General features: G+C 44.9%; 11 protein-coding genes and 1 pseudogene. 4 read left to right on the top strand and 8 right to left on the bottom strand.

The window, feature by feature from the left end; all coding sequences use genetic code 11:
- Positions 1 to 30 precede the first annotated feature (30 nt).
- From ACG95_RS03030 to ACG95_RS03015, 4 genes are all read right to left on the bottom strand, one after another.
- The gene (locus tag ACG95_RS03030; protein WP_047999090.1) at positions 31 to 846 is read right to left on the bottom strand and encodes a DUF6681 family protein; all 816 of its coding nucleotides are present in this window, start codon (positions 844 to 846) and stop codon (positions 31 to 33) included.
- Positions 847 to 849: 3 nt separating this feature from the next.
- Positions 850 to 1329: a hypothetical protein gene (locus tag ACG95_RS03025; protein ID WP_047999111.1), complete on the bottom strand. Its 480-nt coding sequence runs from the start codon at positions 1327 to 1329 to the stop codon at positions 850 to 852.
- A 141-nt stretch (positions 1330 to 1470) separates the two neighbouring features.
- Positions 1471 to 1908 carry a Fur family transcriptional regulator gene (locus ACG95_RS03020; protein WP_047999089.1) on the bottom strand — a complete coding sequence of 146 codons (438 nt, stop codon included), beginning with the start codon at positions 1906 to 1908 and terminating at the stop codon, positions 1471 to 1473.
- A 114-nt stretch (positions 1909 to 2022) separates the two neighbouring features.
- Complete coding sequence (locus ACG95_RS03015; protein ID WP_047999088.1) at positions 2023 to 2598, bottom strand: guanylate kinase; 576 nt, start codon at positions 2596 to 2598, stop codon at positions 2023 to 2025.
- 161 nt (positions 2599 to 2759) lie between these two features.
- Between ACG95_RS03015 and ACG95_RS14340 the strand changes: the two genes are divergently transcribed.
- On the top strand, positions 2760 to 2909 hold the full coding sequence (locus ACG95_RS14340) for a hypothetical protein (RefSeq protein WP_152668270.1): 150 nt from the start codon (positions 2760 to 2762) through the stop codon (positions 2907 to 2909).
- Between the two features lie 602 nt (positions 2910 to 3511).
- Here the strand turns inward: ACG95_RS14340 and ACG95_RS03005 are convergent.
- On the bottom strand, positions 3512 to 3931 hold the full coding sequence (locus ACG95_RS03005; protein WP_047999086.1) for a bis(5'-nucleosyl)-tetraphosphatase: 420 nt from the start codon (positions 3929 to 3931) through the stop codon (positions 3512 to 3514).
- A gap of 56 nt (positions 3932 to 3987) precedes the next feature.
- Positions 3988 to 4806, bottom strand: coding sequence for a pyridoxamine kinase (locus ACG95_RS03000; protein ID WP_047999085.1), 819 nt, complete (start codon positions 4804 to 4806; stop codon positions 3988 to 3990).
- A gap of 285 nt (positions 4807 to 5091) precedes the next feature.
- Between ACG95_RS03000 and ACG95_RS02995 the strand changes: the two genes are divergently transcribed.
- From ACG95_RS02995 to ACG95_RS02985, 3 genes are all read left to right on the top strand, one after another.
- Positions 5092 to 6498, top strand: a complete 1407-nt coding sequence (locus tag ACG95_RS02995) for an amino acid permease (RefSeq protein ID WP_047999084.1) — start codon at positions 5092 to 5094, stop codon at positions 6496 to 6498.
- 135 nt (positions 6499 to 6633) lie between these two features.
- Positions 6634 to 6936: a hypothetical protein gene (locus tag ACG95_RS02990; protein ID WP_047999083.1), complete on the top strand. Its 303-nt coding sequence runs from the start codon at positions 6634 to 6636 to the stop codon at positions 6934 to 6936.
- 191 nt (positions 6937 to 7127) lie between these two features.
- On the top strand, positions 7128 to 9569 hold the full coding sequence (locus ACG95_RS02985) for a Xaa-Pro dipeptidyl-peptidase (RefSeq protein ID WP_047999082.1): 2442 nt from the start codon (positions 7128 to 7130) through the stop codon (positions 9567 to 9569).
- Between the two features lie 113 nt (positions 9570 to 9682).
- Here ACG95_RS02985 and ACG95_RS02980 read toward each other — a convergent pair.
- Both ACG95_RS02980 and ACG95_RS02975 read right to left on the bottom strand, forming a co-directional pair.
- A pseudogene (locus ACG95_RS02980) lies at positions 9683 to 11667 on the bottom strand (acyltransferase family protein).
- Between the two features lie 394 nt (positions 11668 to 12061).
- Positions 12062 to 13051, bottom strand: a complete 990-nt coding sequence (locus ACG95_RS02975) for a biotin--[acetyl-CoA-carboxylase] ligase (protein WP_047999081.1) — start codon at positions 13049 to 13051, stop codon at positions 12062 to 12064.
- Between the last annotated feature and the right edge of the window lie 145 nt (positions 13052 to 13196).

The raw sequence follows: 13196 nt of genomic DNA, 5'->3' as shown, positions 1-13196 counted from the left end.
CAACTAACCGGCTTTTGGCCCACTCTTGCTTTATTCTTCCCGATCCTCATACGCCACCTGAGCCGTGATCTGATAATCACCGGCCTCTTCGATTACTGAATTCCGACCAGCAATTTTACTCATCCCGCCCGTAATTACAGTTGAAGCCAGGTATAGCTTATAATCTTCATGCGCATCGTGCACATCCGTTAAACCAACCCTTTTAATATGGCCAACTGGTGACTGGTCCATCTGGTTGATTCCCGCGTAGATGACTAAGTGGTGATTCTCCAATTTCAACTGTGAAAATGGAATCTGAATCCCCTGACCAATAGCGTAGACTGGATCACCCGTCGACTTAGCTTGACGCATAACAGCATCATCACTTAGACCACCGTAATCCAACCGGACAATATTAGCTGCCTGTAATTGGTCAACGATCTGGTGAACATTTTCCTGTTCCGCCCGTGAAGTTGAGACCGTTGCTGGCAATAACTCTTGGCCGTCAAAAATCCCGTTAGCCGGAATATAAGGCTGTTGTTGATTGTGCTTGGCCTGCTCCGCTGCCAACGCTTCTTTAGGTTTGCCACCCAATAACTTTTCAATCTTAGGTGAGAGGTCATACTTCGCCGTCTTGTTAGTGAAGTAATAGATCACGTTGAGCGTGATAAAGTAAATTAACGCCACAAAAACGAGTAGGTACAAAATCCCACGTAACCACGCCCCGTTCTGCATTAACCGAATCGCCACGTAACCTAGGTACAGTTCACCCGCAATCCCAATCCCAATGTAAATCTGATTCTTGATCTTCACATTGACGTTAACGTAACCGAGTGCGTGGTTGATCATATCTAAAATACTAAACATTCGTTATTCGCCCCCGTCATCAGCAGTGGTGGTATCCGTAGTGGATTGTGTCGTCGTTGCTGAGCTTGCGGCCGTACTGCTTGAAGATGCTGCCGCAGAACTTGAGCTTTCATCAGTTGTCGTACTACTACTAGTTGTTGAGCTACTCTTCTCAGCTGCACTCGAACTAGTCGTGCTCGATGAATTCTCAGTTGTCGTACTACTGCTTTCAGCCGCACTGCTACTTGAACTAGCACTCTGATCGTCACTTGAAGCATCCGAGCTAGACTTGTCTTTAGCAGATGAGTCATCACTTGCTGAATGCTTCTTCGCGCTACTTGAACTAGCACTAGACGATTTAACAACCCGACTCGTACTACTGCTTGACTTGGCGCCATTGACCGTATTAGTCGTCTTGTTAACGACTACATTGGTCGCACCGAGTGCCAAGACGATCGAAACAATTGCAAATGGCGAAATAAATGGGGGTGTTCGATAAGCCATCAATGTCATTCCCTTCCGTGGTGCTTTCCGTTATCTCTCTAATCTCCTATTAAACCATGGTCGCTTAAAGAATGCACCTATATCTACTGTGAATTAATAAACTCTTTACCGTCTACAAAAAAAGCCGACCCTTGTCAGCTGTTAATTGGCTTGTTTCTGGGTACACTCAGCACACAGACCATAGATTTCCATCCGGTGACCCGTAATCGTGCATCCTGGTAACTGCGCTTCATACTCATCTAATGGACAGGCTTGTAATTCCGTCACCTTACCACAATTGGAGCAGACAAAATGGTGATGATGTTGATGCTCAAAATCACATTGATACTTAACTAACGTTTGGTTAGCTTGTGATTTTAGCTCCAACAAACCAAGTGTTTCAAACTCCTTAACATTGCGGTAGATCGTATTATGACTCATGCCAGCAAACAACGTCCGCATATGTTCATCAACTTCTGAAATAGCAACATAGTGATCCTGATAGGTCACTAAATAATCCAACAGTGCTTGACGTTGTTTGGTAATTTTTAATTGATTGCGACGTAAAACCGCTACGGCTTGTTCAATTGGTGTTTCCATAAACTGGTGCCTCCCGTTGACCGTAACTAGCCAACTAAATCATAATCATTACTATTTAGTTTAGCATATCCACTACCGAAAGTGAACTTCTGGGTTCATCGCTCACCCTAATTATTAAAGCAAGCTATCTTCATTTTGGTATTTTGCAACCAGCCGATCAATTTGTTGCTGTGTATCCTGCCAGTCATGATTAATAATCACCTGCGCGTGACCCACTAAGCCAGCAGGTAATTCTTGATCACGCAAGTATTCCTCACTAGCAACCCGCTTTTGAATCCGTTCAGGCTGATCACCTCGGGCAGTTAAACGACTGATCAAGGCCTGTTGATCAGCAACTTCTAAATAGATCACTACGGCTTGGTCGCCCAGTTCACGAGCATAAGTAATTGCACCCGCTGTATCCAATACAATACTGATCAGTGAATCATGTTCCCAAGCAGCTGCCAGCCCTTCTCGTGATGAACCGTACTGATTGCCGCTATAGGTTACATTTTCCAGATAATGCTTAGTCGCAAAACTAGCTGGCGTTTCAAAGTAGTAGTCCTGACCATTAACCTCACCATCACGCGGTGCTCTGGTCGTATGGGTAATCACCTGTGGCACGTGATATTTTGACTGCAAGTAGTGGCTGACCGTGGTCTTTCCACTACCAGTCGGTCCGGTAATTACGAAGATGCGTTTGGTTCTCAATGTTAATCAACCTCCATTTTGAATACTTATGTAAAGCTTTTCATTTGCGTTAAATCAATAAACCGAGTATAGTTGCCAAATTGTAGGGTTCACAGATGATTCACGCATCTCGTAGCAAAACCAACAATCTATATTTATAATTAAGAAGGGAGTTTTGTCACATGCAATTTCAAAAAACTAATAGCTGGTTCAGCATTGTTTTAGATACGCAACGCCAATTATTTGTCGCAACTGACAAACTTCATCCAGAATCGTTCGCTGAAGGCGTAACAATCGAAGATGCAGTTGCTAATTTAAAAACTCAGGATTAAATCGTATTTAACCAAAATAGCGTTTAAAAATTACTGGTACCGTTTATGCGACGGTGCCAGTAATTTTTTTGTTTCAATCTACAACTGAAAACGCTAAACTCACCGCTTCGCCAGCCGAGAAAACATGCCATGGGGACCGGGCTCAGCCAAAATGCGGTCTGCGTCCTCGCTTGGAAGCCTAAAGTTCAAGTCTTCCAAGACGTCCCGCAATCTAAGGCGGCTAAGAACGCCACCCAAGATTGCCTTCATGGCAAGTTTTCCCAGCTGACTTCGCTTAGACTCAGTTTGATTATTGAGTCTGGACTGTTGCTCTAGTTTTTCCTTAAGGAGAGCTCTGGTTACTTACAATTATCGCAATCGTCGACCAGTCTAGCCGGCGGTGGTCAGTACCAACGTTGCTGTGAAAGTGGTGTTGATCCGGTGAATTGGCCGGATTTACACCACGGACGTCCTTGGTCATTGACGAATTTTGTCAAGGATCAAGGCGAGGTTCAAGACCGCTTCACAGGCTTGAACCGGTCCGCACAGCTGAGTTGGTACTGACCACCAGAAGCGAAAGTAGTGACTAATATCAACAATTGTTTAGCCTTCAGTCAACCTAATTAATGTAACTGTTGTTCAATGTAAGTATTTGCCTGATCTAGCATTTGCTTTAAGTTATCGTAAGTTAGTCGTTCCCGCGCTGTCTCGTAGTCAAACCAACCAATTGCACTGATTTCAATCTCTTGCCGCGTCACAACCGCGCCACTAGGAACTTCACTGGTGAATAAGGTGACCTGTTTTAAGTTACCATTAGGCAGATCATATTCAGTGAAAGCTTTAAAATTAGTATCAATCGTTGCCGTCAGCTGGGTTTCTTCACGAATCTCGCGTTCAGCCGTTGCGAGTAAGGTCTCATCACCCTCAACGTGTCCTTTAGGAAATCCCCAGAAATGACTCGTTGCACTTTGCAATAATAAATAGATAGGCTGGCCGTTCTTTTGCTGATAAACGACTGCCCCACTTGCGACTTCAGTACTCATGAAGTGACACCCTCCTGATTAATCTAAGTTAAGTTTTAGTATAACATGTTCACCTATTATTTTAACGTCAAGATTGCCCGCATCAGTTGCCCGAGTGCCACACCTTGGCGGGAATCGCTACGGTGTTGACTCAGCGTTTCACTGACGGCCACGTGCAGCCACTGTGTCGCGAGTTTTAAACTTTCATCTAACGGATAGCCACGTCCAAGTAAGCCTGCAATCACGGCTGCTAACGTGTCACCAGTGCCATTATAATGACCTGGCAACCGCGGTTGACCTGCAAACTGGACTTGCTGATTTTCATCCAGCCAAGCACAGCCAATCTGACCATCCTGTTGGACATCCGTGATCACCGCATGTGCACCCGGCTTCACTAAACGTTGTAACGCGGTTAAGATCACATTCAAATCTGGATGCTCCTGATACGGTTGATCCGTTAGTAAAGCGGCTTCGGTCGTATTAGGTAAGATCACATCCGCCGTTTTGATCATTTGTCGCATGGCATCCACGTAGTCCTGATCAAAACCTTGATATAGTTTTCCTAAATCACCTAATACCGGATCAATCACTAATAATGAAACGGGATGTTGTTCCAAATAGGTTGTTAACAACTGGCACAGCTCCACCGATCCTACGTAACCAATCAAAGCCTGGTCAAAATGTAACTTGGCGGCCGTCCAGTGCTCAAACACCCGCGGCAACCATGACGATAAATCCACGGTCGCCGGTGTTCCATAGCCACTAGTATGCGTTGACAATAGGCTCGTTGGTAGTGCCGCCACATCGTATTGCATGGCAGTTAGAACGGACAACGCTGAGCTGAGCGAAATGCCCCCCACTGCGGATAAGTCTTCTGCAACTAAGATTGTTGACAACTGCGACGCCCCCTCTTGATTTCTAATTTACTGCCTATTTTATCAGAAGTACCTGCCCCTGTCAGGCAAGCTCGATGACCACAGCATTCTTTGTAAGCCTGTCAAATTAACTGGCTAATCAATTATTGAGCGTTAGGACAACTAGCTAATGAACAATTCTATTAATAATAAAGACTTGGTTCTAATTGACTTTTAATAATCAATCACGGTATCATATTGACATAGTTTGCTTGCCATTTCTTACCGTAAGCAACTGTTAATAATAACCCGAAGGTGGTTCATATTATGGGGATTCGCCAGCGCATTTTCCAAAAAGAACAATTAGAGCGCTATTTACAAAAAGACAGTCAATTTGAACGTACCTTATCCGCAGTCGATCTGATCGCATTAGGTATTGGGGCCGTTATCGGTACCGGGATCTTCATTCTTCCTGGTACCGTGGCTGCCACTAAGGCCGGGCCCGGGATCATTTTATCCTTCGTCATAGCAGCCATCGTCTGTGCACTCGCCGCGATGTGTTACGCCGAGTTTTCATCGGTGCTACCAGTTGCAGGTTCAGCCTATTCATACGGCAACATTGTTTACGGTGAAATGGTCGGTTGGATCATCGGTTGGGCGTTAGTGCTCGAATACGTTCTTGCCGTAGCTGCCGTGGCCGTTGGTTGGGCCGCCTACTTCAACTCGTTTATCGCGGGCTTTGGTCTCAAACTACCCAAAGCAATCACCGGTTCCTTTGATCCAGCTCACGGCACTTATGTTAATGTCGTTGCCATCCTGATCGTTTGTCTGATCGCGTGGATCATCAACGCCGGGTTGAAGACCTCAGTACGTTTGAACAACATTATCGTGGTCGTTAAATTAGCTATCATTGTCATCTTCCTATTAGTTGGTTCATTCTACGTTAAGCCAAGCAACTGGTCGCCATTCGCACCATTCGGGACTTCTGGAATCTTTAAAGGTGCCGCAGTCGTCTTCTTCGCCTACTTAGGTTTTGACGCCGTCTCATCCTCTGCCGCCGAAGTTAAAAATGCCAAACGCAACATGCCGATTGGGATCATCGGGACGTTAGTGATCTGTACGATCTTTTACATTCTAGTTTCCGGTGTCCTTACCGGGATGGTCTCCTACAAAGAACTCAACGTGGATGACGCGGTCTCTTTTGCCCTTCAACTTGTTCACCAGAACTTTGTCGCTGGAATCATTTCAATTGGCGCCCTCGCTGGGATGTTCACGATGATGGTCACCATGATCTATAGTAGTTCACGGTTACTTTACTCCATCGGACGAGATGGTTTATTGCCTAGTTTTCTTGGTAAAATCGACAAAAATCACGCGCCTAAGCACGCCATGATCACCGTTACCCTTGTGATCTCAGTACTTGCCGGTTTTATCCCGTTGAACCAACTAGCGAACCTTGTTAACATCGGAACGCTGATTGCCTTTGCATTCGTCTCATTCGGGATTCTACTATTACGGCGCAATCCTAAACTCAATCAGATTAAGGGATTCCGCGTACCATTCTACCCGGTACTACCCATTGTTTCTGGTTGCCTGTGCATCTTCATGATGACCCAGCTCTCATTAGAGACGTGGGCCGCCTCACTCGTCTGGTTCGTCCTGGGGCTGATTATTTACTTCAGTTATGGGATTCATCACAGTCGCATGAATCAACCAACCTCAAAATCAAAATAATCGTTCCATCGAAAGTGATGACCTGAATAACTTCTGGTCGTCGCTTTTTATTAGCTCATCTAATATATCTCATCAAAAATGACAGCGGTTCCATTTTAAGGTATGATTGAAGAAAATCAAGGAGTGTGATTAACTATGTTAATCCCCAAAGAAATTCGTAATGATCTCAAAGCACACCACAACGAAATGCTAAAAACGTTTAATCAAAATTCTTGGATCATCCCAATCATTACCTTACTGCACATCATTCCACTCGCGATTGGCATCCACGGTTTCTGGAAGAGTCGAGCATTGAACAAGCAACTCAAGATTGAACGCGAAAAGACTAAACAACTGGCGTTAGAACACGTTACAACAGTTGAGACAGAGACAACCGACCACCACTGCAAGTTTCCGTGCTTACCTCGCTTTATGCACCAAGCACATAACGAGGATTAAGTTTACACGATCCTAACAATTAAAGTATGAACTGAGCCTAGGATTCTTTATCCTGGGCTTATTTATTTCCTATTTGAACGTTAACTTTGCAATCTACGCACGACCACCCACAGAACTTCCCAGTAAGAAACGTGGGTTCTAGCGCAATTAGCGGTATAATGTTTCTAATAATAATAACGAGGACTTTGCTTATGAAAAACAATCAATTTGCAATCGTACCGACCGATTCAGAAACGGCGATTGCTGAACTCACCAAGATTCATTTTATTACACCAGATATGGCTGACTTAACCAAGGTTCCAGCCGTCTATCACGCCCTACTTGCGAAGAGCTTTCCTGAAGTTCACACGGCCAGTGGTCTAAAACATAAGTTCAACAACCTAATGGCAACTAGCCAACAAACGCTCACGGAATGGTTCACTGACGCTACGGTTGTCAGCAACCAAGTCTTTTACAATGTCGGCTTACAGTTACTCGGATTCTTACCGGGACACGATTTTCAACTGGCAAACCCACTGTTAGCTATGCGCGACATTCACCTACCAATGGTTGGCGAAAGTGCCTTTGATCGTGAATCTCTGTACTATGCTTGGTATTTATTACTAAACACGCGCGGCAATGCTGGTCAAACTTTAGTTGAACAGTTAACGACCCGGGGTTATTTTGCGCCCTTCTACCAACTATCTAATGATCAAAAACCACTCTTCTTCAACGGTAAGGCACAGGCTGTCTTTGATACGAACACGTTAATTCGTGAAGTGGTCTACGTCGAAGCACCATTAGATACGGATCATGACGGAAAACGTGATCTCCTTAAAGTGGAAGTCCTTCGCCCTGCTGAAACTACGACTGGGCTTAAAGTCCCTGTCCTTTACACTGCCAGTCCTTATAATCAAGGTATCGACGACCGTGCTGGCGACGCTCAGATGCACGACGTCAACGTTCCTTTGACCGCTAAGACGGCGGATGACAACACCTACGCTGATGTGGAATTCCACTCACAACCCGCAGACTTACCAGCTGCTCGGACAACCGATAACCTTGCTAAGACTGCCGAAGAGACGTTTAGTCGGGAGAAATCCTATACGCTCAACGACTACTTCTTGGCTCGCGGCTTTGCTGTCGTTTACGCCGCTGGAATCGGCTCAATTGATTCTGACGGGTTAGCAACCACCGGAGATGAAGACGAAACAATCGCCACCGTTGCCATCATTGAATGGCTGACTGGCAAGCGTACCGCCTACACCAACCGTGACGCTGACGTTGCCATTGAAGCGTGGTGGTGTAACGGTTCAGTCGCCATGACTGGGCGCTCTTACCTAGGGACCTTAGCCACTGCGGCAGCAACTACCGGTGTCGACGGTTTGAAGACCATCATCTCCGAAGCTGCCATCTCCAATTGGTACGACTACTACCGCGATAACGGCCTCGTCGTTGCGCCTGACACCTTCCAAGGCGAAGATACCGACGTCTTAGCAGCGGAAGTCTTCTCCCGCAGCTTGAAGGCCGGTGACGCTCACCAGATTCAACCAGTCTTTGATCAAAAATTAGCTGAATTGACTGAACAACAGGACCGTTCAAGCGGCAACTATAATCGTTTCTGGGACGAACGTAACTATCTTAAAAACGTCGATCAGATCAAGGCTGACATCGTGATGGTCCACGGCCTCAATGACTGGAACGTTAAACCACGAAATGTTGCTAACCTGTGGGACAAGTTACAAAAAGTCCCCGTTGCTAAAAAATTGATTTTACATCAGGGCCAGCACATTTACATCAACAACTTACAGTCACTCGACTTCACCGATATGATGAACTTGTGGCTCAGTCACAAGCTCTATGATCTTGATAACCATGCCGAAGCCCTCTTGCCAAACGTCCTTGTCCAGGACAATACCCAAGCAGAGACTTGGTCCGGTTATGACAACTGGTGGCAAGATTCGACCGACGCGTTGGACTTTAAGGTTCAGTATAAAGAGTTAGTTCCGGCCGATCACACGGTTGACCAACGTGCAGCCCACTTTACTGATAAATTACCGGACAAGTTGTTCGATCACTATCAACACCACTTGGATGCTTGGCAAAATGATCTCATCCAGGGAGATAAGACTAATCCGTTATATGATCACCGGCTCTTGTTTAAGTCATGGCAAGCCCCTAAAGACCAGCTATTAGTTGGTAAGCCACATATTACAGGAACCGTGGCCGTCAACCAGAACTTTGGGATGTTGAGCTTTATGCTGATTGATTTTGGTCAGGCTAAGCGTTTGACTGTCAGCCCACAAGTTCTCGCTGCTAAGGCCTTGGATCTTGGTTACCACTGGCGCGAAGACGATCTCAAGGACTTCAAACTAGCTGACGAAACGCCGTTTAAGATGATCACAAAGGGACATCTCAACTTGCAGAATCGCCACCGACCATGGCACGCTGAAGTTATTCAGCCTAACGAATTCTATGACTTTTCAGTGGACTTACAGCCAATCTTCCATCACTTATTGGCAGGTCACCAATTAGGCTTAGTGATTTACGCAACCGACATGAAGATGACCGTTCGTGGTAATCAAGACTTACAGTACTCCTTGAACCTCCATGATATCCGGCTTCACGTTCCACTAAAAACAATTTCTGAATAAGCTAAATAGCCAGTCCACTTACCGCTTTGCGGTTTGAGGACTGGCTATTTTTGATCAAAAAAATTCCTAATAACTGATAATTATCAGTTACTAGGAATACTAGTTAATTCATACTATTTATTATTAACTTCAGCAATCCGACTAGCAATCAAGTTGGTTAACTGACGATTACCAGCTGGGCTAGGATGCACATTGTCACTTGCAAACCAGCTACTTTGGTTCAACGCTCGTTGATACCAGTCCACCACGTGAACATTACTGTGCGCGCTCGCAGTCTTCTTGATCTGAGCATTCACCGAATTTTGCCAGCTCTGCGTTGGAACGTGGGCCGTAACCCAGAAGATCTGATGATCCGTACCAATGGCATTGATAACCTGTTCAGCCTGATCATTAGTAATCGTCCCGTTCGTCCCGATATTGATCAGCACGTTGTGGGCTAACTGACCTTGAGATTTCAGCGAACTAATAATACCTGGCACTTCAGTTACCTGCCGACCTACGCGTCCCTGAACCACAGTCCCTGGATTGCATCTTGTAAATCGGACGAAACGTCTAGCAGAACGGAATCCCCAATCGCGGTTAAATCAGTATTAGCCATCGCTAGGACGACTTGCGGCTTCAAGTTGTAAGTCTTTTCAACTTGCTTCTGCTTATCATTCAGCTTAGCTTCGGCCTGCTTAGTTTCAAGTTTATCCGTTTCGATTTTCTTAGAAGAGGCCTTCGCTGCTGCTTGTTGCTGTTTCAAAGCTGCAGCGTTCTTCTTATCGGCCGTTTTAGTATTAGCTGTGATGGTCTTCTGTAAAGCCGTTTGCTTCGTTGCATCCGCCTTACTTGGCTGTTGAACAAAGCCCACCGCCGTAATGGCAAATAATAGCGTGGTTAAAACCGTCATCGTAGCGGATACCCGATTGAGCTTGGGATTACGAGCGAAGTCACGGAAATCAACCCATAACTTGCTGTAATCATAGTGGCGCATTGGATTTTCGATGAAGCGGTAACTCAATTCCGTCACGACTAAAATCAAGGCCACTTCAATCAAGCTGTTCAATAGCGGGTTATTCCCGATATTTTTGACCTTATTCTCATAAAAAATCATGACTGGGAATTGATACAAGTAAATCCCGTAACTACGCTGACCAATATAAGTAAAGACCGGATTAGTCAGGAACCGGTTCATATGACTACCAGGATGAACGACCGTCGCTACTAGTACCGTTGATAGAATCGTAAAGATCAACATTCCACCACGATAAGTAAACGCTGATTGCCCAGACATCTTGAAGAACATCCAAATAATGGCAATTAACGAGCCCCCACCTACAACGTCTAGGGTGAGTCGATTAACGTTAGCAATGCCAGCTGACAGTTCTCGTGATGGCCAGATAAAGGCTAAACCAGAACCCAACAGAATGGCAAACATCCGTGTGTCCGTCCCATAATAAACTCGGTTCGTATTTGCTGGATCATATAAGATAGCCATCGTTAAGGCAGAGATTCCTGCCATTGCCATCATGAACCAAAAGACATGGGAGCGTTTCTTGAAAACAATCAGTAACAGTCCAATAATCAGTGGCCAGAACAGATAGTACTGTCCTTCAATTGAAAGTGACCATAAATGAGTGAACGGTGATTCTCCGTTAAAACGATCAAAATAACTCTGACCATGATTAATTTCAAACCAATTGTAGACGTACACTAAGTTCGTCATGACAGTCGCTCGAATATTGGTTAGCAACGATCGTTGAAATAACGTAATGTAAGTTGTCGTTGCTAACAGCATTGTCACGAATGCCGGGTACAATCGCCGCATCCGGTGCCCGTAAAAACGACCAATTCTGATGCTGCCACGCTCTAATAAGTCCTGTAATAAGATATCCGTGATCAGGTAACCAGAAACCACAAAGAAGATTGGCACTCCCAAGTACCCACCTTGTAACGAGGCTGGCATTAAGTGATAAATGATGACCCCCAAAACCGCCAAGGTCCGAATACCGTCAAACCCCGTAATATAACGGCGCGGATTCATTCGGTGTCGGCTCGTTCGATTCATCCGACTCATCGTCCGGTCCATGTTTACGTCCTGTAAATTTTTGCTCATTTCCCTTTTACTCCTTGAATAATTGCCTTACGCCTAACCCATTAGTGTTTCAACAACCTTACTATAGTATGTAAGTGAGTCTGTTGACCAGTATTATCGAACCTTCATTAATTATTTTTATTAACTGTATATTACTTACAGTTAAACTGAAATCCATAACTTTCAGCTTAATTTAAATATAATTTATAAAATAGACTTACCTCTTTACTAGTTCCTTGAAATCCCCATATTGTTAAGGTTTTACTTTTCAAAAAAACATATCGGCCTAAACAATCTTTCAATGATATTACATACCACTATACTACAGTATAAACCGGTAAAGTGTTGCCTCATTAATTTCAATCATCAATCGGACCATTTATTTCACTTTGTTAATAAATTCAGCTTACAGAGCTTAACCGCGATAAGCTCCAGTCGCTAAATTCACCTTAGTAATCTCACCAGAAGTGAAGCGCTGGAGGCTACCATTAGCTAGACGGACCACTAGCGCACCCGTTTGGTCAATATCCACGACTTGACCACGGTAAGTTTGATCACCGGCCTTTAACGCTACCTGCTGACCGATAACCATTGACAGTTGTCGATACACTGGCATAAAATCACCAGTCCGATACGTTGGATAACGCTCAAAAAAACGGCGCAATAATTCTTGAATCACTTGATTACGAGTCACAGCCACCTGCTTCGTAACAACCGCTCCAGCCTTACTTGCCAAATCAGCTGGAAAAGCTTTGGTGGTCAAGTTAATACCAATGCCAATTACAACTGCCGTTAGTTGACTAGTCTCAGGGGCAGTGACTCCTTCAGCCAAAATACCAACGACTTTATGCTGATTAACCAACACGTCATTGACCCATTTCAACGCTACTGGAACTGCAAAGAGTTGCTGTAACGTTTCCGCGACAACCACCGCCGTACTTGTCGTTAACAAACCAGCGTCGAATGATTGTTGGTCAGCAATTGGCAAACCAATACTCAGATAAATGCCAGTTTGCTCAGGGGAATAAAATGCTCGTCCAGAGCGTCCGTAACCGGCCGTCTGCGTATCCGCCACGACTACTAAAGGCTTCGTTAGCGGTGACTGCATAACTTGGCGTTTCAAATACGCATTCGTCGAATCAACCGTGGGCAAGATGCGCAATTCAAATGGTATTGCCGTGGTCAGTCCCGATTCAATAACGGGGGCACTCAACTGATTGTTAGCCACGTAACGGTAACTTCGGTCATGGCGTTCTTCAATGTGGTAGCCTGACGCTTGTAAACTTTGGATAGTGTCAACGATAATTGCAGGGCTTACGTTCAGCTCAGTAGCCAGTTGCTCCCGCGAACAATACTCAGGCGCTATTCGCATTAAAGCACGTAAAACTGCACTTGGATCTATCATCAATACTATCCCCATTTTCAATTAGTTAACCCATTATTTCATATTGATTAGCGAACCGCAATTGATTCAAAAAGATTGTAATATTACATTTTACTGTAACTGTCAGTTTAGCTAATTAGGCGGAGATTTTATGCCGAAATTCTAC

The organism is Lactiplantibacillus herbarum (assembly GCF_001039045.1).
Taxonomy (GTDB): domain Bacteria; phylum Bacillota; class Bacilli; order Lactobacillales; family Lactobacillaceae; genus Lactiplantibacillus; species Lactiplantibacillus herbarum.
This window is presented reverse-complemented; position numbering and strand designations above follow the sequence as displayed.

Bases quoted from the DNA above. Each gene is read 5' to 3' on its own strand.
- ACG95_RS03030 (WP_047999090.1), bottom strand. From the start codon at position 846: ATGTTTAGTATTTTAGATATGATCAACCACGCACTCGGTTACGTTAAC.
- ACG95_RS03025 (WP_047999111.1), bottom strand. From the start codon at position 1,329: ATGGCTTATCGAACACCCCCATTTATTTCGCCATTTGCAATTGTTTCG.
- ACG95_RS03020 (WP_047999089.1), bottom strand. From the start codon at position 1,908: ATGGAAACACCAATTGAACAAGCCGTAGCGGTTTTACGTCGCAATCAA.
- ACG95_RS14340 (WP_152668270.1), top strand. From the start codon at position 2,760: ATGCAATTTCAAAAAACTAATAGCTGGTTCAGCATTGTTTTAGATACG.
- ACG95_RS03005 (WP_047999086.1), bottom strand. From the start codon at position 3,931: ATGAGTACTGAAGTCGCAAGTGGGGCAGTCGTTTATCAGCAAAAGAAC.
- ACG95_RS02995 (WP_047999084.1), top strand. From the start codon at position 5,092: ATGGGGATTCGCCAGCGCATTTTCCAAAAAGAACAATTAGAGCGCTAT.
- ACG95_RS02990 (WP_047999083.1), top strand. From the start codon at position 6,634: ATGTTAATCCCCAAAGAAATTCGTAATGATCTCAAAGCACACCACAAC.
- ACG95_RS02985 (WP_047999082.1), top strand. From the start codon at position 7,128: ATGAAAAACAATCAATTTGCAATCGTACCGACCGATTCAGAAACGGCG.
- ACG95_RS02975 (WP_047999081.1), bottom strand. From the start codon at position 13,051: ATGATAGATCCAAGTGCAGTTTTACGTGCTTTAATGCGAATAGCGCCT.